General features: G+C 43.4%; 17 protein-coding genes and 1 pseudogene. 13 read left to right on the top strand and 5 right to left on the bottom strand.

Annotation, left to right across the window (positions count from 1 at the left end):
* Nucleotides 1-322 precede the first annotated feature (322 nt).
* From Q0890_RS00085 to Q0890_RS00055, 7 genes are all read left to right on the top strand, one after another.
* Entirely contained in the window at nt 323-2,071 is a 1,749-nt protein-coding gene (locus Q0890_RS00085; protein WP_299215889.1) for an FAD binding domain-containing protein, read from the top strand.
* Complete coding sequence (gene xdhB / locus Q0890_RS00080; RefSeq protein WP_299215887.1) at nt 2,068-4,653, top strand: xanthine dehydrogenase molybdopterin binding subunit; 2,586 nt, start codon at nt 2,068-2,070, stop codon at nt 4,651-4,653. Before Q0890_RS00085 ends, xdhB begins: the two co-directional genes overlap by 4 nt.
* Nucleotides 4,631-5,701 carry an XdhC family protein gene (locus Q0890_RS00075; RefSeq protein WP_299215884.1) on the top strand — a complete coding sequence of 357 codons (1,071 nt, stop codon included), beginning with the start codon at nt 4,631-4,633 and terminating at the stop codon, nt 5,699-5,701. The genes xdhB and Q0890_RS00075 overlap by 23 nt, the downstream gene beginning before the upstream one ends.
* Nucleotides 5,702-5,799: 98 nt before the next feature.
* The gene (gene guaD / locus Q0890_RS00070; protein ID WP_299215881.1) at nt 5,800-7,239 is read left to right on the top strand and encodes a guanine deaminase; all 1,440 of its coding nucleotides are present in this window, start codon (nt 5,800-5,802) and stop codon (nt 7,237-7,239) included.
* A 102-nt stretch (nt 7,240-7,341) separates the two neighbouring features.
* The gene (locus Q0890_RS00065; RefSeq protein WP_299215879.1) at nt 7,342-7,659 is read left to right on the top strand and encodes a hypothetical protein; all 318 of its coding nucleotides are present in this window, start codon (nt 7,342-7,344) and stop codon (nt 7,657-7,659) included.
* 233 nt (nt 7,660-7,892) lie between these two features.
* The gene (gene hrpA, locus Q0890_RS00060; protein ID WP_299215876.1) at nt 7,893-12,137 is read left to right on the top strand and encodes an ATP-dependent RNA helicase HrpA; all 4,245 of its coding nucleotides are present in this window, start codon (nt 7,893-7,895) and stop codon (nt 12,135-12,137) included.
* Nucleotides 12,138-12,473: 336 nt separating this feature from the next.
* Nucleotides 12,474-13,076 (top strand): methyltransferase domain-containing protein, encoded by a 603-nt coding sequence (locus Q0890_RS00055; RefSeq protein WP_299215873.1) that lies wholly within the window; start codon nt 12,474-12,476, stop codon nt 13,074-13,076.
* 107 nt (nt 13,077-13,183) lie between these two features.
* Here Q0890_RS00055 and Q0890_RS00050 read toward each other — a convergent pair whose 3' ends face one another.
* The 4 genes from Q0890_RS00050 to pnuC form a co-directional block, all read right to left on the bottom strand.
* Nucleotides 13,184-13,558, bottom strand: a complete 375-nt coding sequence (locus tag Q0890_RS00050; protein ID WP_299215866.1) for an MliC family protein — start codon at nt 13,556-13,558, stop codon at nt 13,184-13,186.
* A gap of 138 nt (nt 13,559-13,696) precedes the next feature.
* Nucleotides 13,697-14,617, bottom strand: a complete 921-nt coding sequence (locus Q0890_RS00045) for a DMT family transporter (protein ID WP_299215863.1) — start codon at nt 14,615-14,617, stop codon at nt 13,697-13,699.
* 99 nt (nt 14,618-14,716) lie between these two features.
* Nucleotides 14,717-15,331, bottom strand: a complete 615-nt coding sequence (locus Q0890_RS00040) for an ATP-binding protein (RefSeq protein WP_299215860.1) — start codon at nt 15,329-15,331, stop codon at nt 14,717-14,719.
* Complete coding sequence (pnuC, locus tag Q0890_RS00035) at nt 15,282-15,992, bottom strand: nicotinamide riboside transporter PnuC (protein ID WP_299215857.1); 711 nt, start codon at nt 15,990-15,992, stop codon at nt 15,282-15,284. The genes Q0890_RS00040 and pnuC overlap by 50 nt, the downstream gene beginning before the upstream one ends.
* A 268-nt stretch (nt 15,993-16,260) precedes the next feature.
* Between pnuC and Q0890_RS00030 the strand changes: the two genes are divergently transcribed.
* The 6 genes and pseudogenes from Q0890_RS00030 to dnaX all read left to right on the top strand — a co-directional run.
* The gene (locus Q0890_RS00030; protein WP_299215854.1) at nt 16,261-17,406 is read left to right on the top strand and encodes a beta-ketoacyl-ACP synthase III; all 1,146 of its coding nucleotides are present in this window, start codon (nt 16,261-16,263) and stop codon (nt 17,404-17,406) included.
* 208 nt (nt 17,407-17,614) lie between these two features.
* Nucleotides 17,615-18,703: a peptide chain release factor 1 gene (gene prfA / locus Q0890_RS00025; protein ID WP_299215851.1), complete on the top strand. Its 1,089-nt coding sequence runs from the start codon at nt 17,615-17,617 to the stop codon at nt 18,701-18,703.
* Nucleotides 18,704-18,815: 112 nt separating this feature from the next.
* Nucleotides 18,816-19,124 carry a type II toxin-antitoxin system HigB family toxin gene (locus Q0890_RS00020; RefSeq protein ID WP_299215848.1) on the top strand — a complete coding sequence of 103 codons (309 nt, stop codon included), beginning with the start codon at nt 18,816-18,818 and terminating at the stop codon, nt 19,122-19,124.
* Nucleotides 19,114-19,464, top strand: a complete 351-nt coding sequence (locus Q0890_RS00015) for a transcriptional regulator (protein WP_299215845.1) — start codon at nt 19,114-19,116, stop codon at nt 19,462-19,464. The genes Q0890_RS00020 and Q0890_RS00015 overlap by 11 nt, the downstream gene beginning before the upstream one ends.
* 125 nt (nt 19,465-19,589) lie before the next feature.
* Nucleotides 19,590-21,131, top strand: a complete 1,542-nt coding sequence (lysS, locus tag Q0890_RS00010) for a lysine--tRNA ligase (RefSeq protein WP_299215842.1) — start codon at nt 19,590-19,592, stop codon at nt 21,129-21,131.
* Nucleotides 21,132-21,318: 187 nt separating this feature from the next.
* Nucleotides 21,319-22,704: pseudogene (gene dnaX, locus Q0890_RS00005) on the top strand (DNA polymerase III subunit gamma/tau); the annotation flags it as partial.
* Here the strand turns inward: dnaX and Q0890_RS13685 are convergent.
* Entirely contained in the window at nt 22,671-22,775 is a 105-nt protein-coding gene (locus Q0890_RS13685) for a hypothetical protein (protein WP_367276825.1), read from the bottom strand. The pseudogene dnaX and the gene Q0890_RS13685 sit on opposite strands and share 34 nt — an antisense overlap.
* Between the last annotated feature and the right edge of the window lie 36 nt (nt 22,776-22,811).

The raw sequence follows: 22,811 nt of genomic DNA, 5'->3' as shown, positions 1-22,811 counted from the left end.
AGATAGAACTTAGTGTCATATAAGTAACGGTTAGTGTTTGTTTACGAGGTTTTAAACTGCCTGTAAATAATCGCTAACCGTTTTTTTTGGAAATTTTAAAGTATTTTATAACCTATCAGATGGGTTTTAAAAGTTTGGATAAACGATATTTAATTGCTTGTAGGCAAGCAATAGGGGTGATAATATAAATAAAACCTGACTGAATAGTCACGTTTATAGGGGTGTCAGGCTTATGTTCTATTGAACTTTTAGTCTGTTAAAGTTCAGAATATCGTCCTATAACTATATTTTATAAAGCTCAATTTTTTAGCCGAGTCCTGCTATGATTAGTTTTTATCTAAACGAAAAGCGCCACGAGATAACCCAACTCAATCCAAATACGACGGTACTTGAGTATCTGCGCTCGTATGAACATCAAACTGACACTAAAGAAGGCTGCGGTAGTGGAGATTGCGGTGCATGTACAATCATGGCGCAGCGTCTGCCCAGTCATGCAACCAGCGAGTCTAGTGACAGCACTCCTTTTTATACCTTCAACTCCTGTATTACTCTATTGTCGTTGATGGATGGGCATCACCTGATGACAGCGTCTTATCTAGCGGATAACCCAGCGCATCACCCAGAGCGGGCACTGTTACACCCTGCACAGCAAGCGATGGTTGACTGTCATGGCTCGCAATGCGGATTTTGTACCCCAGGTTTTGTGATGTCGCTTGCAAACGTATATGAAAATCATCGTATGCAACATAACCATGTTAAGCCAGTCACTGCCAAGCAAGACGTTACAAACGGTGAACAAGGCGACAATGATTTAAGTTATGATGATATCGTCGCCTCAATATCGGGGAATTTGTGCCGATGTACTGGCTATCGGCCCATCATTGAAGCAGGTCTAATGATGGGTAAAATCGGCCGCCAAAGAGACGCTGATCAGACAGTCGCAAAGGACTTGACCATAAGTCTAGCCACCGACGTTATGGCAAACGACAAAAAATCGCTACCCAAAAGCACAGCAACAAATATAGTAGACCAGGCGTCAACTAGTACGCTGGCGTTAGCTAAAGGTATACGGCAGTTGTTTATTCCAAAATCAATGGACGAGCTCGATGAGCTATTAGCCTTATACCCAACGGCGACTATTTGGGCGGGTGGTACAGATTTAGGATTGAGTATCACTCAGCACTTAGTTGACCATGAAACAATCATTCAGCTATCGGCCATTGACGAGCTAAAATCTTGGTCATTGTCTGATTTAGAGTCTCAATCTACATCAGATAGTGCTAATAATACCAGTATAGAAGCGAAAACTTTGAGACTTGGTGCAGGTATGACCTATCAGCAAATGCTGCCGATACTTGAACAGTACTTTCCTGCCTTTGCTACGCTATTTGCCAGAATTGCGTCACCGCAAATACGTAATATGGGTACACTTGGCGGTAATATTGCCAATGCCTCGCCTATTGGAGATCTGCCTCCCATTTTGCTCGCGTTAGATGCTCGCGTTCATTTGCGTCATTGTGGTCCTGATAATAACAATGATAATAGTGCGGAAAAGATGAGTGATAAAGATACAGTCAATAAAAATGAATATGATAAAAAGTCTTATATTGACGAGATAATATCTTTAACGGAATTTTTTGTAGATTATAAAAAGACCAAGCTGCGGGCAGGCAGTTATATTGTCGCTATTGATATACCGCTTATGCAGGATAATCAGCAGCTGTTTATTCATAAAATCAGCAAGCGTTATGAAGATGATATTTCCGCTTGCTTGGTCGCTGTAAGAATTGATTTATCAACAGATGGTACAAGCATTGATCATGCAAAGATTGGTCTAGGCGGTATGGCTGCAATACCTTTATTAGCAAAAAATTGTCAGCAAGCACTTTTAGGACAGCCTCTTGAGGTCGCAAGTTTTGAGAGCGCTGCAAAAGCATTACCGATGGATGTCTCGCCGTTAACAGATGTTCGAGCCAGCCGTGAGTATCGCTTGCATGTGGTGCAACGATTATTGATTAAATGTGGTAAGCAGCTGATAACAGAGACGCAAACTGAGAGAGAATCATCATGAGCCATCAATCATCCTTATTTGACAGCTACAGTATTCGCCGTGTACGTCCGCCTAAAAACAAAATCGGCACTTCTGCCAAGCATGATAGTGCGATAAGCCATGTCATGGGCACGGCTACTTATGTGGATGATATCTTGAAGCCGCAGGGTACGCTACATCTGGCTGTCGGTAAAAGCAGTCACGCTCATGCTCGGGTAACCAGTATGGATCTCAGCGCAGTCAAAGCAGCTGACGGGGTGATTGATGTTCTAAGCTTTAAGGATTTGCCTGCCCAAACGGACATCGGAGCGGTCTTCGATGGTGAACCATTGATGGTCGATGAGATCACACAATACGTGGGTCAGACGCTGTTTTTGGTCGTGGCAACCACTCACCGTGCCGCAAAAAAAGCCGTGCTTAAAGCCGTGATAGAGTATGAACCATTATCAGCAATACTGAGTGTTGATGAAGCATTAGAACAAAAGCAGTTTGTACGTCCAAGCCATTTTATGCAGCGCGGTGATACCGATGCAGCACTTGCAAATGCGCCCAATCGTATCGCAGGCCATATTCACATGCTCGGACAAGAGCACTTTTATCTTGAAGGGCAGGTGTCGTATGTGGTGCCTTGCGATGATGGCGGGCTTGAAGTCTATACGTCATCGCAGCATCCAAGTGAGGTGCAGCAGCTGGTTGCTGAGGTGACAGATCTGCCTTTTCATGCGGTCAATACGGTTGTGCGTAGAATGGGCGGCGGTTTTGGCGGCAAAGAAACCCAAGCAGCTGCATGGGCCTGCTTTTGCGGTATCATTGCCAAGCGTCACAATGTACCTGTCAGTATGCGCTTAGATCGGCAAGATGATATGGTTGTGACCGGTAAACGCCACGAATTTGTCAATCGTTATGAAGTCGGTGTTGATGACTCAGGGCAAATCCTAGGTGTCGATATGCAGCTGGCTGGCTTGTGTGGTTATGCACCAGACTTGTCCGATGCTATCGTTGATCGTGCGATGTTCCACTGTGACAACGCGTATTATTATCCAGCCGCACAGGTGGCAGGACATCGCTGCAAAACGCATACGGTGTCGAACACGGCCTATCGTGGTTTTGGCGGGCCTCAAGGTCTGATGACTGCCGAATATATGATGGATCAAATTGCTTATACATTGGGCAAAGACCCTCTACAAGTGCGTTTGACGAACCTCTACCAAAATGGTCAAAGCACTCATTATGGTCAGCCAATCGAGCATTTTGATCTGGCAACGATTATGAATACGCTGGCATCAGACTGTGATTATGATAAGCGCCGCCAGCAGATGATAAAAGCCAATGAGCAAGCCGAAGCTGCAGGCAGTGACAAACGTCTTGGTATTGCCCTAACACCTGTGAAGTTTGGCATCTCGTTTACCGTGCAGACGCTCAATCAAGCAGGTGCTCTGGTACATATTTATACCGATGGCAGCATCCATCTCAATCATGGCGGTACAGAGATGGGGCAAGGGCTATTTGTCAAAATCGCTCAAATCGTCGCCAATGAGTTTGCCGTAGATTTAGATACTGTAAAAGTATCCGCAACGCGTACTGATAAAGTACCCAATACCTCACCGACAGCGGCTTCATCAGGCACTGATATCAACGGTAAAGCCGCGCAAAACGCTTGCTTAACTATTAAGGCACGCCTTGTCGAGTTTGCCGCTGAGCATTTTGCAGTGGCGCAAGAAGACATACGTTTTGAGCGCAATCATGTCTATATTGGCGATAAGGAAGACTTCACTTTTGCGGAAATGGTGCAGTTGGCTTATCAGCACCGCGTTAGCCTATCTTCTACGGGCTATTATAAAACGCCTAAGATATTTTATAACCGCTCTAAAGCGTGGGGTCGACCTTTCTTTTACTTCGCTCTAGGTGCTGCGTGTTCTGAAGTTGAAATAGATACGTTAACTGGTGAGTACCGAGTTCTGCGCTGCGATATCTTACACGATGCTGGACAATCGATTAACCCAGCTATTGATATTGGTCAGATCGAAGGCGGTTTTGTGCAAGGTATGGGATGGCTCACTACGGAGGAGTTGACTTGGGATAAAAAGGGCACACTAGCGTCTAATAGCCCCGCCAATTATAAGATTCCAACGTCACACGATCTGCCAAAACAATTTAACGTTAAGCTATATGATCGTAAAAATGAAGAGCAAACCATTTATAATTCTAAAGCAGTTGGTGAGCCACCTTTTATGCTGGCAGCGAGCGTTTGGTGTGCTATTAATAATGCAATTGCAAGCTTGAGTGATTATAAAAAGAACCCAGAACTTACGATGCCTGCGACTCCAGAGGCAGTATTAAAAGCGGTGATGCGTATGCAAGGTGAGGCGTGGGAGATCGACACAAACGTAAACTTTGATGCGCTTGAGAGTTTGACCGAAGATGAGGACAACTGCGGTATTGATGACGATAAAGTTAAGCCACAACTCGTGCCGCATGCTACAGATATCAATCCACCAGAGGTTGAAGGTCAGACAGACGACGATCAGCCAGAAGCGATAGAGTATCCTAACGTAGCAGGCGCAAGAGGTCCTGCACATAGTGAGCCTACGCACAGTGAGTGAGTTATTAGCAGCTCCCACGCGTTGGTATGACGGTTTAGCACAGTATCAGCACCAAGGTTTGGCACACGTGTTAGCGACTGTCGTTGCGGTTAATGGATCAGCGCCGCGAGCATTACAAGCCAAAATGGTGGTCACACAGGATGACTACTGCGATACGCTTGGTGGCGGCGGTCTTGAGCATGATGTTATCACGACGGCAAGGCAACTGCTAAATGACGAGATAGACATAACCGTACCAAAAATATCCAAAAGAAACAAAAACGCTAATGATGATAAAGATAACATTCGTGAGTCAAAGCCAACTAAAGCAGTCAGACGCGATGCTGTCTATACCAAGCATTATCCGCTAGGTGCGAAGCTAGCGCAGTGCTGCGGTGGTAGTGTCACGGTTATGTTTGAATGTTTCAATGTGACGCCACCGATGTCGATATTGGTATTTGGAGCAGGGAATGTGGCGGCAGCATTAATGACGATACTAGCAGAGCTGCCTTGCCAAGTGGATTGGGTAGACAGTCGTCCTGAAATGTTTGAGCGTTATTTATTAGACAATTCTAATTTGCCAAATAAGTCTATTCAAACCGAAGATTTGCCTCAACGATTAAACGCTCAGCCTCATTTAAATCAGCCTAAGCTTTATAAGCTTCCGGCCCATATCCGTTCGCATATTGATGATGATCCTGTTGATTTTATTCGCCCGTTTATTGAGCCATTTAGCAACCAAAGCGCTCAGCGTTTTATTTTGGTTATGACTCATGATCATAGTCTGGATTTTGAGTTAGTACGTGCCGCGTTGGACGCTGGTTCAGACGCAAACAGTTTGGCGACTAATCCTAGTAATAGTTCAGAAGTATCACTGCCTTATATTGGTTGTATTGGCTCGGCAACTAAAGCTGAGCGTTTTAAAGGTCGTCTGCTGCAGCGTGGCTATGATAAGCCGATAGTCGATAAACTAACCATGCCAATTGGATTGCCCGTTGGTGGTAAAGAGCCTATGGCCGTTGCTGTATCTATTACCGCACAAATTTTGCAGCATTATCATCAAAAATAAGTCATAAGCTATAGATCATCGATACTGACTTCTATCTCTATTATTAACTTAAATTCTACTAAAACGTTCGGTATAACCAAGTGACGGGAGATTTACCCATGGCTCTACATATTTATCAAGCGCAGCTCCTGCACTATCTTACCGAAGATGATCTGAATCAAAGGACTGAGTGTGCGCACGCTGAAAAATCTAACTCAACATCTTCTCATTATCCAAATACAGCAACAGTTGCAACTGTTGATAAAAATATAACGCTATTACCAGTCATCGCGGGCATGAACGTTTATCCTGAGTATATTGCTAATGGTGCGCTGGTTGTCGACGATGTGACAGGTCACATTGTAGATTATGGTAGTAACGAAGCTATGCTGGCAAGCTATGCTCAAACGAATGATCAAGCACCGGTAAAGATTCACAACTATCAAGATAAACTGATTATGCCAGGTTTTATCGATACCCATGTGCACTATCCGCAGATAGATATGATGGCAGCTTATGGTGAGCAGCTACTCGATTGGCTCAATAACTATACCTTTGTCACTGAAGCCAATTTTGCCGATCCGAAGATTGCACATGATACCGCCAAGTTTTTTTTAGAGCAGTTGCTCGCTAACGGTACAACCAGCGCTATGGTGTTTTCTACGAGCCATCCTGAGTCTGCAGAAGCCTTTTTCACTGAAAGTCATAGGCTTAATACTCGCATGATTACGGGTAATGTGTTGATGGACCAAAACGCGCCGGAGCATCTGTGCGTGTCCGCCGAACAAAGTATAAAAGATGCGCAAGACTTGATTGATAAATGGCATGGGCGCGGTCGTCAGCATTTTGCCATTACCCCAAGATTTGCTATTACCTCAACGCCAAAACAGCTTCAATTGGCAGGCGAGTTATATGCCAGCTACGACACTGTTTATCTGCAAACGCATTTGGCCGAGAACCGTGATGAAGTGGCTTTTGTACGTAAGCTTTATCCCAATCATAAAGGCTATCTCGATGTCTATGAAGACATGGGGCTGCTGGGTCGATATACCACCTTGGCACATGGTATCTACCTTGAGACGTCAGAATACGAGAGCCTACGCGAGACTGGTACACAGATAGCGCATTGTCCAACGTCCAATCTATTCTTGGGTAGTGGATTATTTGATTTACCTAAGACGCTGAGCTATACCGGCGTCAGTATCGCCACCGATGTAGGGGCGGGGACCAGTTTATCGATGCTGACGACTTTAAATGAGGCATATAAAGTTCAGCAGCTACAAAGCAATCAATTGTCCGCCCATCAAGGGTTGTATCAGATTACTTTGGGTAACGTACAATCATTAGTGTTAGATGATAAAATCGGTAACTTTATGCCTAATAAAGAAGCGGATTTTGTAGTCATAGACATGGCAGCAACGCCATTATTAAGAAGACGTATGGCACAGACTAAAACACTTGATGAGCAATTATTTGTACTCATGATGCTTGGTGATGATAGAGTGATTAAGGAGACAGTCATTGCAGGGGTAAGTCGTTATAAATCGCGGTCATTGTAGATTCAAAGCAACTTAATGCTTATAAAGTAGCAGCTAATACTCATGATGATAAAGTATACGTCGGTTATCTCAGTATCAAAAAATTAAGGAAGGGGCTCTAACATGGCTTTAAATATGTACTATAAGAACGGCATGATTCGCAAAACGCGCTGCCACATTCCTAATGACCTGTTTACCACCCTGTATCAGGTTCATGATAATGGCAATTTTCCACAATTAACATGGTTGATTGACAATATCTATGATGATCCTCAGATTGGGCCAGACATTGCGAAGGCCTTTGCTGACGAAATAGTCGCGTTTGAGAGGTTAATACTTTCCTTGCACCTACCTTTCCCTCGAGTACCTTTACAAAAGTTGCATACCTTCTTTATGGAGGCTGCTACTAACCAACAGGTTATCTATACTAAGAGTGATTAGCTCTATTATTTTAGTCGTTTTTATAATTCTAAAACGTAACTATTACTGTGCAGATAAGGACTGCTAACTAAGCTTAAGCTTATAGACAATGAGTTTGAAAACTTCTAATGTAGTATTTTATACCGTGGTAATAGTATACATAGTTACCAACCAAACACCACAACTATCTTGAATCACGCCTAAAACATCCCCATAATCTAGACACTCTCTTATAATAAATAGCCTAAGCAGATATGCCGAATCAAATTAAAGAATTGCAAAACATAGAAACACAAACAAACACTAATATTAAAGCTGATTTTGACAATAAAGTACCGCGGTTAAACACTCATACTGTGAATAGTGCCCGTGCTTCTGATTTACCAGTCCTTGCTAAAGACGAGTATTATCTTGGTCGCCTTGAGCGAGAGCTGGCGCGCACTGCCGTGGCTAAAAACAAAAAATCTAATAAAGAGTCTGATGATGAAAAGCAGAATAAAGCAGATAAAGAATTAGCTAAAAAACGTGCGCAGTACGATAAAATTAAAACCCGATCACAGCAAGCGGTACAAGCACGTATTGATAGTATTCCAGACAATTTGCCTACGACCTTAAACCTAGATCTGCCGGTAAGCCAACGTGCTGAGGATTTAGTACAAGCTATTATTGATAACCAAGTTATCATTGTCGCAGGCGAGACGGGTTCTGGTAAGACCACGCAATTACCAAAGCTGGCTATGCTGGCAGGTCGCGGTATTACTGGTCAGATAGGGCATACCCAGCCACGCAGGCTCGCAGCACGTAGCGTAGCCAACCGTATCGCTGAAGAATTGGGTGAGCAGCTCGGTAATACGGTCAGTTTTAAAATTCGCTTTAATGAGCAAGGGTCGGCGCAATCAGTGGTGAAGCTGATGACCGATGGTATCTTATTGGCTGAACTCGGTCATGACCGGTTTTTAAGTAAATACGATACCATCATCATTGATGAGGCGCATGAGCGTAGCCTAAATATTGACTTTATCATGGGCTATCTAAAAAAACTGCTACCCAAACGCCCCGATTTAAAAGTTATTATTACCTCAGCCACCCTAGATACCAAGCGTTTTAGTGAATACTTTAGCCGCTATGATAATAAGCTAAAGCGTAGTGTCCCTGCGCCCATTTTCAATGTCGAAGGTCGTAGCTATCCTGTCGAAGTACGCTACCGTCCGCTCACTGATGAGCCAGTAGGTAGCTCTGATGATGATAGCTACGATGACTTTGAGGAGAATTTGCCGCGTGCGGTGGTTGCCGCCGTTGAAGAATGTTTTAGCGATGCGCAAAATAAGGGCCACGCTGATCAAGCAGATATCTTGATATTTGCGGCGACGGAAGCGGAGATTCGTGAATTACAAGACGTGCTCGTGCGTCATGGACCAAAGCATACAGAGGTGTTGCCGTTGTTTGCACGGCAGACCTATGAAGAGCAGCAACGTATCTTTCAGCCGTCAGGTCGTGGTCGGCGTATCGTTATCGCCACCAACGTCGCTGAGACTGCGCTGACCGTACCCGGCATTCGCTATGTGATTGACTTGGGTTTTGCGCGGATTTCGCGTTATTCGTATCGTTCGCGCGTACAGCGTTTGCCGATTGAAGCCATCTCGCAAGCGGCTGCCAATCAGCGTAAAGGGCGCTGTGGCCGTGTCGCGCCAGGCGTTTGTATTCGTCTGTATAGTGAAGAGGACTTTAGCGGCCGTCCAGAGTTTACCGAGCCTGAGATACTGCGCACCAACCTTGCCTCTGTTATTTTGCAAATGGCCAATCTGCGTTTGGGTAGTGTCGATGATTTTGCTTTTATTGAGCCGCCAGATAGCCGTCTGGTCACTGATGGTCATAAACTGCTTGATGAGCTAGGGGCGATTACCACTAAGGCTGATACTGCTTATAAAAACAGCAAAAACAAACGCCAAAAAGGGCTTGATCATCTGCGTCTCACGTCTACTGGGCAGAAGATGGCGCGTATGCCCATTGATCCAAGACTGGCCCGTATGTTGGTTGCTGGTAGCGACTTTGATTGTATCCGCGAGATGCTAATCGTCGTCGCAGCCCTTGCTGTCCAAGACCCGCGTGAGCGCCCAGTCAATAAGCGCCAGCAAGCGGACCAAAAGCACGCAGAGTTTCGTCAAGATGATTCTGACTTCTTGTTTTATCTTAGCCTGTGGAAAGCCTTGTTTGAAAAGGATGCAGACGGCAATAAGCTGTCTGGTAATCAGCGTAAGCAGTTTACCAAGAAGAACTATTTGAGCTTTCCAAGAGTGCGCGAATGGAATCAAACCCATCGTCAGTTGGTGCAGATGGTTACAGATCTTAAGCTGACAGATGATAAAGACAGTAAAAAAGAGGCGAATAATAGTGACCCTACCAGTATAGAAGACGAGGAAGTAAAAGCGGTCAAATATGCCAATTTGCATCGTGCATTACTAACGGGCTTATTGTCTACGATTGCTCATAAAACCGAAAATCGCGGAGAGTATCTCGCTGCTCGCCAGCAAAAGGCCAAAATCTTTCCAGCCAGTACCGTGTTTAAACAGGTGCCACCTTGGATCATAGCCTTTGAGATAGTCGAGACCTCCCAAGTCTTTATGCGTACCGTTGCCAAGATTGAGCCAGAGTGGATCATCTCAGCGGCCGGTAATTTATTAAAGTATCACTATTTTGAGCCACATTGGTCGAAGAAAACAGGCCGCGTGAAAGCTTACGCGCAGATTAGTTTGTTTGGGCTTATTATCATCAGTAAGCAGCTGACCAACTACGAGCAGGTCAATCTAAGTGAGTCGCGCGAGATATTTATCCGTGATGGTTTAGTTACAGGTAACTTGGGTCGTCAGGCACCATTTTTACAGCACAATATGGACAAAATCGCTCATGTTGAGCGTATTGAAGATAAGTTACGCCGCCGTGATTTACTCGTCGATGAAGAGACGCTGTATCAGTTTTATGATAAAAAGATTCCTGAGCATGTCGCCAGCCGTAAAGCTTTTGAAGATTGGCGTGCAGAAGTAGAAAAAAACGATAGCAAATATCTATTCTTTACTGATGATGATGTGCTCAATAGCCAAGCGCCGACCACAGGCGACTTCCCAGAAGTGTGGAAACTGGGCGATTTAAAGCTGCCGCTACGTTACATTTTTGATCCTGCCAGTGATGATGATGGCGTGACCATTCGCGTGCCACTTGTTGCGCTGCCGCAGCTTGATGCTATTGAGTTATTGTGGGGCGTACCCGGTTGGCGTTATGAGCTGGTATTGCAGCTGCTAAAGTCTCTGCCCAAAGATATCCGTCGACAAATCGTCCCGATTCCTGATACTGCTGATAGCTTATTTGATGAATTGCGACCCGCTGGTGGACAGGGACTGCTCAAGCAGCTATGCCAAGCGCTAAATCGTCGCGGCATTATGTCGGTGACCGAGGAGAGCTTTAATCCGGCCAGCATTGATCGCTATTTGCAACCACAAATCTGCGTGGTCGATGACAAAAACCGCATCATCGAAAAAGGCCGCGATCTACAGACGCTACAGATTCGTCATGCTCAAGAGACCCGTCAAGCGGTCAATGAGCAGCAAGGCGCGCACACTGTTTTCCCTGAGCACTTTGCTTTTAGTAAAAACCATCATAGCGCAGGCGTGGTGATGAAGCAATTTGCTGCATTGGTCGCAGATGAGGCGGGCGAAGCGGTATCGATTCATCAATACACCGATGTAAACGCGGCACTACAGGCGCATCGCATTGGCGTTCTAACCTTGATCAAAGGTAAGCTTGGTGCCAAAAGAAAGCAGCTGACCAGTCAAGTCGATAAGATATTTAAATTAGCCTTTGCCCCGCTTGGCGATATGGAAAAGCTAAAAACCATTGTCATCGATGCCACACTTGATGCGACGCTTGAGGAGCATTATGTCTTATTTGATCATAATGAGGACCTACCTGAGAGTGCAGATGATGTCGCGATTGGACTGAGTGAGGAGCTGCCATTTACCCCAGAGGAGTATGCAAAGACGCTTGAGGCCGTGGTTAGTAACTTTTTATTGACGGGTCAAAGTGTCATCAAAACCCTAAAAAATGTCTATACTCGCTGGCAGCGTATTCGTCAAAGCTTACTTATGCTGGATCGTGAAGTGTTTGGCGAGTCTATCGATGATATCGAAGACCAGCTAGAGGATTTGCGTCTGTCTGATTTTGTCTACCGAATGGATTATAGTCATTGGCAGCAGTATCCACGCTATTTAGAGGCACTAGAGATTCGTATCGAACGCCTTGAGCACAACCTTGATGCTGATCTCGATGGCGTTTATGCGCTCGATGTGCATATGGAGCGATTGGCTAATCGTGCCAGCGATACGGCCATCAGTGAGTATCGCTGGATGGTAGAAGAGTATCGTATCCAGCTGTTCGCGCAACCCATGAAAACGCGTATGGCAGTATCACCAAAACGGTTGAATAAGGTATGGGATAAAATGCGTTAAAAAATTGCATTCTAGAAAATGATACATTTTCTCTTACGCTAAAATGGTGGCTACTTTTATATAAAGTAATTTCCATTTTATAAATAGAAAAGGCTGGACTAGCAAGCGCTAATTCAGTTTTTTTATTGATGAAAAACCCCCGATAGCGCTAATCCTGTCTTTGTACAGATCCTACAAGTATCGAGTAACACCATTCTCACAAACTTTGGTTGTTGTCTCATGTAGCTATAAAGATAGGTGATCTCATATTTGATATTGTGGTTCCTATTGTGCCTTACCCACGGTACTATAACTGTAATAATTAGCAGACTAAATAAAATACAAAAGGAAAATGACATGTGGGATGAACGCTATAGCGAACCAGGGTTTGCTTTTGGTACAGAACCAAATGACTTTTTAAAAGAGCAGTTCCAGCGTATACCAGCAGGGGGACGCGTGCTGTGTTTGGCAGAAGGCGAAGGCAGGAACGCAGTGTTTTTAGCTGAGCAAGGCTATCGAGTCACTGCCATGGACTTATCTGATGTAGGCTTGAACAAAGCATTAAAACTGGCTATGGATAAAGATGTCACCATTACCACTCAAGTGGCCGATTTAGCGGATTATCAATTCGGTGAAAATGAATGGGATGGTATAGTGTCCATTTGGGCGCATATGCCTACCGATGTTCGTCGGTATATTCATACACAGATTGTCCCAGCGCTGAGACCAAATGGGGTCTTTATTCTTGAAGCTTATACCGAGCAGCAACTGTCTATGGAAGCTGTTGGCGGACCACCTGCTGCGCAAAAAGCGCGTTTTAACTCTCTTAAAAATATGCAGAACGAGCTTACAGAATTACAAGAAATCATTGGCGTTGAAAAACAGCGTATGGTTTTAGAAGGCAAGTACCATCAAGGTCTTAGTGCAGTGGTACAATTCGTGGGTAAGAAAAACAAATAAGTGAGCAGTCTTTTTGCTACTGTTTAAGATAGAGCACAAAAAACCCCACGTAATATATTACGTGGGGTTTTTTACTGACTAATTGCAATGACTATAAAAGCATTCTATTAAATATTACAGTTAACGCTATATTGTTGACCATTGTCTGAGCTGATCGTCATAATGCCAAAGTCAGCTTTGGTCTGCCAGTCATAAGTCGTTTTAGGGTTAACGTCATTAATATAGCGAGCGCCAGAACCTGATACTGCTTGTTTCATCTCGATGTCTGCATTATTTAAACCAATCTTCGGCAGGGTAACGTTAAGTTTGGCTGCTTGACCGTCAGCTGCATAAGCGGCAGTCACCACACCATCATCTTCACAAGTAAATGACTGTACCACTTGTTGCGTGTTGGTAGTAGGGGCTGTCGTAGTGGTTGGTGCGTTAGTTGCACATGCTCCTAGTAGTACGACAAAAGGCGCAACAGCTAATAATTTTTTCATAATAGTCCTCAAGATTTTTGTTGTTTGAGATGTAAAGCAGTATGTTACAAGTAATAGATTTATTTAACGTTATTGTTTGGCGTTAACATAGTATCTAAAGTGTTTCTGATTGTTATAGGTTTGGTAATTTAAAAACATTTATCTAACTGTCTCAATATGGGCAGGGGGTTTTGATGTTTGTTTGGTTAAGACAAATACTGAAACAGCACCTAAAATCACTATAGTTGCAATGATAAATTGCAAGGTTAGTTGTTCAGACAAAAACATTACACCTGCAATAGCCGCCAATACCGGCACACAAAACTGTACAACCGCGGCTTGAGTGCTTTTTAACAATGGCATGGCCACATACCAGAGGCTATAGCCAACGCCAGAAGTAATGGCACCTGACACGCTTGCTAATATGACACCTTCTGTACTGATATCTGTCAAATAATTTATTCCTATCAAAGACAACAAAGGAATAGCGACAAGGCTTCTGATGAAGTTAAAACCTGTAGCGCGAAGCGGGGATAGGCAAGCTTTGCCGCGTATACTATAAACGCCCCATGCGATACCGCTTATTGCCATAATCATCGCGTCAATCAGTGAGGGTACTACTGCTGAAGGGAGCATTAAATAAACGAAACCTGCGAATGCTACAAAAAGAGCTATCCATTGTATGGTACTTATTTGCTCTTTTTGATAAATGCCCCAGCCGATCATGGTAAGTTGAACGGCGGCAAACAAAATAAGCGCGCCAGTGCCAGTATCAAGCTCCACATAGGCGAGCGAAAAGCAAAGCGCATAAATCACCAAGCTGAGACTGCTTAACCAGCTGCCTTTATCTTTTAAAATAGTCTCTCTTAAAACATCTGTATCTTGATGAGGCGTACTTGGCTGCTGTAGACGACGCTGATGTACATTCATGATAATGGCCAAACAAACAGCACCACCCAATAAGCGAATAATAGTAAAGTTCCAAGGATCAATATAACCCTCTGCCAGCGCCATTCTACAAAGCAGAGAGTTTGCAGCAAAGGCTATCAAAGCAATTATCGTGTATAGTGTGGCTTTCAAGAAAATTCCTAATAAAAGGGCGTTTGAGAGTGGAAATGAAGGGCGAATGATTATTGGCTTAATCAACGGAGAACAAAATAGCCTAAGCAAAAGTAAAAATCACTTTAAATAATTAATCACTTGTCGAACTCGCTCCTCTCTATTACCACTAACTCGCTTAAATTTTTTATCATGACTGTTCAACTGATTTTCAAAGTAAGCACTAATCTCTTCACGCTCATACGGACTATCTCGCAAGTCATCAGCGACCCAAGGGATATCAACGTCTGTTAATAGTATTAAATCATAATGATGCGCCAGCGCGGCTTGTTTTAGCGCAAGAGGACAGTCGCCATAATACCAATTTGAATAAACCATTAGCTCAAACAAACTGGTATCACAAAATAGATATTTTTGAGTGTCAGTAACAGTTTCAGTGCCCAGGCGAGATAAAAAATCTTGAGCCACTTGCTGGGCCAGTTTATTCTCAAGCTTGATTTGACCTTGGGCAATGGGTAATAGATCGTCCCAAGTGCACGTCATCTGCTCGTTATCCCATTTTTCTTGCAAATAAATACGCATATACTCTGGTACCCAAAGGCTACCAAAATGCGTTGCCAAATCACGACATAATGTGGTCTTGCCAGTGCTTTCTGCCCCTAAGATGGCAACCTTGATAACTGGTTTATGCGTATGCTGCGTGAGATTGAATGCGGTAGCGTCGTTGCCATTCATAATAAGCCCAAACTGCGATGAGAGTGAACACTACGTATTGTAATGCGGTAAAGGTGAGGCCTTTGTAAAAGTATAATGGCACTGAAATCGCGTCGGCGACTATCCATAGTAGCCAATGCTCAATTTTACGGCTTGCCATAAGCCACATAGCCATTAAGAATAATGCTGTGGTCAGCATATCGGTATAATCAACCCAAGTAAATAAATGCAGACCTAATATTGCACCATCGAAGCTAAAACCGTTGTTAATCACAGGGCGGAAATAATAAACCAGCGCCACAAAGCCAACTGTTCCAGCCGCCAATAGCGCCATTATTGGCATATCACTTGATTGAATATGCTCAATACTGATATCGTCTTGATTGGGATTTTTGCTTCTACCTTTGACTGCCGTTTTGTTTTTTGACCAATTAAACCAGCCATACAAGCCCATTACTGTGTAATAAGCATTGATAAACATGTCGCCAAATAGCTGCCATTCCCATAGCAAATACACAAAGATAGCAGTACTAATTAGGCCAATGGGGAAGACTAAGACACTAAGCTTGCGGGCAAGCAATACACTGGCAACGCCAAAGATAACGCCGATTATTTCTAGTATAATAAAGAGTGTAGGGTAATCGGCATATTGTCCGAATAACCAAATAAAAAGACCTTCCATTATGTTCCCTAGCTATTATCTTGCCAAAATTAAGTGCGTTTAAATGAGGTTAATTATATAGTAGGTAGGCGTCAATAGCGTAAGCCTTTGCCGATTATTGACATGAAATTGATTATTTGTAACAAAGTATTAGAAAAATAATAATATTCAGGCATAATAAAGACATTGATTTTAAGTTTACAGTTATTCACCGAAATTAGACTTGCGCTATTTTCTCCCTTTTTATGCTTATTAATAAGCCAAATAGTAGTAGACAAGGAAGCTTATCATGACGACTTGTATCACCGGTACTGGCCTGTATGTCCCTCCCTTTAGCATTAGCAATGAAGAGCTGGTAGAGTCATTTAACCAGTACGTTGACAATTATAACGAAGCACATGCTGACGAGATAGCCAATGATACTATCCCTGCACTCCAGCATTCATCCGCTGAGTTTATCGAAAAAGTATCAGGCATTAAATCACGCTACGTAATGGAAAAAGACGGTATTTTGAACCCCGAGATCATGGCGCCAGTGATTGCCTATCGTAACTTGGGCGAGGAGCTGTCCGTCATGGCGGAGATGGGGGCGGCGGCGCTCAAAGATGCGCTTGCTGATGCAGGACTTGAAGCCAACGATTTAGACGGTATCATACTGGCTTGCTCAAACTTTCAGCGTACCTATCCTGCTGTTGCCATCGAGATTCAAAAAGAAATCGGCATGGTTGGTGGCTACGCTTATGATATGAACGTTGCCTGTAGTGCTGCAACTTTTGGTCTATCACAAGCGCATGGTTCTATTGTATCAGGCCTTGCTAAACGCGTCGCTGTGGTCAACGTCGAGATTACCTCCGCGCATTTAAACTGGCGTAACCGTGACAGTCACTTTATCTTTGGTGATGTCGCAACTGCTTGTATCGTAGAAGAGCTGGACACACCAAAAGGTTATGAGATTTTAAACAGTAAACTGTTTACCGAATTTTCTACCAATATCAAAAACGAATACGGCTTTATGGATCGCTCGGAGTTTTTGGCAGCCGAAACACAAATGTATCCTGATATCAAAGAGCCAGTAACGGACAAACTGTTTTTACAAAATGGTCGTAAAGTATTCCGCGAGGTCTGTCCAAAGGTATCTGAGATTATTCTTGAACATTTACAAGAAAATGATTTGGAACCACAAGAAGTCAAGATGATGTGGCTACACCAAGCCAATGCCAATATGCTTGATCTTATTTTGCGCACAGTTATGGGTAAAGAGGCGGATAAAGCTATCGTACCAAGCGTCATTGCTGAATTTGCTAATACCAGCTCATCTAGTCCTATGGTAGTCTTCCATCGTTATAAAGATGATCTTAAGTCTGGTGATTTGGGCGTAATTTGCTCATTTGGTGCCGGTTACTCTATCGGATCAGTGCTAGTACGTAAGGTTTAAAAATCGTCTTTTTTGATGGTTAAAGCTTATAATAAATCAGATAGCCAAGAGCAGTCTTGGCTATTTTTTATGGTTCAATTTTTGTCCTTTGAGCAAATTTAAAGTTATTTATCACTATAAAGCCTAAGTTTGAGCAGTGATTTTAATTTCAGTGCAAAAATTTGCTATAATCGCATTCTTATTTCCCTTATTTATAAAAAGCCCTTTTATGAAAGAATCCTTGCGCTTGCGCTTAGACCAGATGGTAGACCGCTATGAAGAGGTTACCGCCTTATTGTCCGATCCTAGTGTTATTAGTGATAATAATAAATTCCGTGAGCTGTCGGTTGAGCACAGTGATTTGATGGACATCACGACCTTATGGCAAAACTATCTACGAGCAGAAGGCGATCAAGCCGATGCCGAGAGTATGCTAGCGGACGCATCAGACCCAGAAATGAAAGAGATGATGCAGGATGAGATTGATAACGCCCGTCATACCATAATTGAGATGGAAGAGGCGCTCAATGTCATGATGCTGCCAAAAGATCCCAATGATAAAGTTCCGGCATTTTTGGAGATTCGTGCAGGTACTGGCGGTGATGAAGCCGCGATTTTCTCCGGTGATCTATTCCGTATGTATCAAAAGTACGCCCAAAATCAAGGTTGGACGGTAGAGGTGCTATCGGCCAATGAAGGTGAGCACGGCGGTTATAAAGAGATTATTACTCGTGTATCAGGTACTGGTGTCTATGGTCGTCTCAAGTTTGAATCTGGTGCGCATCGTGTCCAGCGTGTTCCTGAGACAGAAAGCCAAGGCCGCGTCCATACGTCGGCCTGTACAGTCGCTGTCATGCCTGAAGTTGAAATCGATGATAGCGTTGATCTTAATCCTGCTGATATCAAGATGGACACTTACCGCTCAAGCGGTGCAGGCGGTCAGCACGTTAACACCACAGACTCTGCTGTACGTTTAACCCATATCCCTACAGGTGTGGTGGCAGAATGTCAGCAAGAGCGTAGCCAACATAAAAACCGAGCAAAAGCGATGCAGATGCTTATCTCACGTATTCAGCAAGCCAAAGTGCAAGAACAGGTAGATACTGCAGATGAGATGCGCCGTGACTTGGTTGGTAGTGGTGATCGCTCAGAGCGTATTCGTACCTATAATTTCCCGCAGGGACGTATGACTGATCATCGTATCAATCTGACTTTATATAAGCTTGATTCCATCATGGAAGGCCACTTAGATGAGTTGCTTGACTCGTTACTACGTGAGCATCAAGCGGACTTGATGGCCAGTATCGGTGGTGAGTAAGAAGGCTGCTTGATTAAAATGTAGCTAATGTACACTCTTAACTTCCATAAAAGGCTTATTAAATGATTGTTAGGATTGCTATATTCCCAAAATGGGAATATAATAAAGTCATATGAGAATCATAGCGAAAAGCACGTTACGTAAATTTTGGGAACAACCTAACTGTAATGATGCAAAAGGTCAGCTTGAAGCATGGCATGATTTCACTATAAAAGCAGACTGGAAGTCACCTCAAGATATCAAAGATGCTTTCAAGAATGCGAGCATATGTGCCAATAACAGAATTGTTTTTAATATCGCTGGAAACAAGTATCGATTAGTCGTAGAGATACAATATCAAGTTGGTATTGTTTGGATAAAATTTATTGGTACTCATAGCGATTATGACAAAATAGATGTCGAGGTGGTTAATGAATATTAAACCAATCCGAAACGATCAGGATTTAAAACAAGCATTTAAGCAATTAGAAGCAGTGTTTCAAGCGCCTGAAGGCAGTATTGAAGCAGATACTCGTGATGTACTAGTGACTTTAATTGAAGCCTACGAAAATCAATACTATCCAATTGAACATGCAGAGCCAGTTGAGGCTATTAAGTTTCAGATGGAAAACCTCAACTTAAGTAGGCAAGACTTAGAGAGGTACTTAGGAGCACCGAGCAAAGTATCGGAGGTTTTAAATCGTAAGCGTCCATTAAGCTTGTCTATGATAAAAAAGCTTCATCAAGAGCTTCATATTCCGTATGAAAGTTTGATTCATTAGGGTCAGCAGACCCCAATACATAATGGCTATAACCAATGCTATGTTTATGCAGTTTTCACAAACTGCTTTTTTTGTTTTTATCTTTAAAAGACTACCCATAAATATCCAATCATTTTGAGAGTGTTATGTCAAAGCCCAATAATCAAAATCAGAACCAAGACCAAGCCCCAACCTTAGAAGAAGCCAACGAGCTTATCGCACAGCTGCAAGCTAAGCTTGATGATATCAGTGCTTCAGGCAAACAGCCATATCCTAACCAGTTCAAACGCACTGATTATGCCAAAGATCTGCAAGCGGCTTTTGAGGGTGTGTCAAAGCAAGAAATTGAAGATAATGCGTCTAAGGGTGACAAAACACAGGTTCATGTGGCAGGGCGAGTAATGCTCAATCGTGGCTCATTTATTGTCATTCAAGACATGACGGGTCGCATTCAGCTCTACGTCGCTCGTAAAGAGCTAGATGAAGAAACACGCGCTAGCATCAAATCGCTAGATTTAGGTGATATTGTTGGCGTCTCAGGTTATATCGGTCGCTCAGGAAAAGGCGATCTTTATGTCCATATTGAAGAATTCCACTTATTGACCAAATCACTACGTCCAATGCCAAATAAGTTTCATGGCTTGGCCGATGTAGAAGCGCGCTATCGTAATCGTCATCTTGATTTGATGACCAATGAGACGACTCGTGACACTTTTGTGATTCGCAGCCAGGTGATCAGCGGCATTCGTCAGTTTATGTTGAATGAGCGCTTTATGGAAGTTGAGACCCCAATGATGCATCCTATCCCAGGTGGTGCTGTCGCACGTCCGTTTGTGACGCATCATAATGCATTGGACATGCCATTATATTTGCGTATCGCGCCCGAGCTTTACCTAAAACGCTTGGTTGTGGGCGGTTTTGAAAAGGTATTTGAGATTAACCGTAGCTTTCGTAACGAAGGCGTATCCACGCGCCACAATCCTGAATTTACCATGATTGAATTTTATCAGGCCTATGCTGATTATCATGATTTGATGGACTTGACGGAGCGTTTGTTTAATAAGCTTGCAATGGATATTTTGGGCACGACCGAAATCACTTATCAAGAAGAAAGTATCAGCCTAAAAGCGCCGTTTGAGCGCATAACTATGACTGAAGCTATCGAAAAATATGCTGAAGACTTTGATATGGCACGTATCAATGATCGCGATTATCTAGCAGATTATGTAGCGAACACGCTTAAACAGCCAGTAAGAGATGTCTTTGGTATCGGTAAATTGATTACCATTATCTTTGAAGAGACGGCTGAGCATCAACTGCGTCAACCAACTTTTATCACAGAATATCCAGCTGAGACGTCACCACTGGCGCGCCGTAATGATGATAATCCCGAAATTACGGATCGTTTTGAGCTATTTATTGGTGGTCGTGAGTTGGCGAATGGTTTTAGCGAATTAAATGATCCTGCCGATCAGGCAGAACGCTTCCATGGCCAAGTCGCTGAAAAAGATGCTGGCGATGTAGAGGCGATGCATTTTGATGAAGAGTATATCGAGGCCTTGTCTTATGGTTTACCGCCGACAGCAGGTGAGGGTATCGGTATTGATCGCTTGGTGATGTTATTTACTGACTCTGCCAGTATTCGTGATGTGATTTTATTTCCGCATATGCGCCGAAAAGCGGATTAATGATTGAGTATTATTTGATCAATATTTCTTGACTAATGCTCTTGGCTAACGGCCACTGACTAAGTGGTTGTTAAGTCATTTTTGAACCAGTAAGAAGCCAGACGAATGCGCTGGCTTTTTGCTATAATAAACACTCAAAAAGCATACTCAAAATAAGAACTTTAACCACTTGGCACAATGGATAGCTATGTCGCAGCAATATCAAGTTCTAGCGCGTAAATACCGCCCAAAAAACTTCCACGAGTTGGTCGGCCAAACGCACGTCTCACAAGCGTTGATTAATGCGATTGATTATAATCGTCTGCATCATGCCTATCTATTTACTGGTACGCGCGGTGTTGGTAAGACGACGATTGCCCGTATTCTATCTAAATGTCTAAACTGTGAGACTGGCATTACCAGTACACCATGCGGTGTCTGTGACAACTGTATCGCCATTGACCAAGGGCGTTTTATCGATCTGATTGAGATTGATGCAGCTTCGCGTACCAAGGTCGAAGACACACGCGAGCTACTTGATAATGTCCCTTATGCGCCAAGTCAAGGCCGCTATAAAGTATACCTTATCGATGAGGTGCATATGCTATCTACGCATAGCTTTAATGCGCTACTAAAGACACTAGAAGAACCCCCTGAACATGTTAAGTTCTTACTTGCGACCACTGATCCACAAAAGCTACCGATTACGATTATCTCGCGCTGTTTGCAATTTGTGCTACGCCCTTTACCGCAGACGCTACTCAGTGAGCATTTAGCAAACGTGTTGACGCAAGAGCAAGTTACTCATACCCAGCCTGCGCTTTGGCAGCTGGCAAGTGCGGCAAAAGGCTCTGTACGTGATGCGCTGTCATTAACTGATCAAGCCATTGCCTTTGGTCAAGGGTCACTTGATGATGTGACGGTTAATGCGATGCTAGGTTTGATTGACGCCGCTGATTTGGTCAGTCTAATTACAGATATTTATAATCATAACAAGTCAGCTGTTGCTGCTCATATTGAGCAAATGCGCGCGCAAATGGTCGATGCAACCAGTATGTTTGATGGACTCGCTGAGCTGCTGCATCAATTGGCATTAACACAGCTATTACCGGAAGTTGCTTTAAATGTAAATGAAGCGCAAGCACAAAATATTAATGCACTTGCCCAGCATATTAGTCCTGATGTATTGCAGTTATATTACGAAATTGTGGTACAAGCACGTGAAGGTATCAAACTTGCTAGCACGCCAATGCAAGCGCTTGAAATGTGTATCTTACGTCTATTAGCGTTTCGCCCATTACCCGTTGATGAAGTCTTACAGTCTCATTCGATTGAATCAACTGGCTCAACAGATATATCAGAATCTATAGCTTCTGTAGGTCATGTTGCATCATCGCATGAATCACAAACTTATAACCTTGATAATGTTAATGATGTTCATCAGCAAGCTATTGTTAATGAGGAAGTTAATAATAGCGTTGAGCAAAGTGCTAATCAGATGACGGGCAATGAAGATCACTTCTCAGAAAGTACATCTTCAACAAATACAGCCGATATTAATCAGTTTGTAAACATGGCTGATACTAATACTGCTATAGATAATATTTCTGAGCCTGAGCCTGAGCCAATTTCTGAGCCTGAACCAATTTCTGAGCCTGAACCAATTTCTGAGCCTGAACCAATTTCTGAGCCTGAACCAAT

The sequence above is a fragment of the uncultured Psychrobacter sp. genome (assembly GCF_947488565.1).
GTDB lineage: Bacteria > Pseudomonadota > Gammaproteobacteria > Pseudomonadales > Moraxellaceae > Psychrobacter > Psychrobacter saeujeotis.
This window is presented reverse-complemented; position numbering and strand designations above follow the sequence as displayed.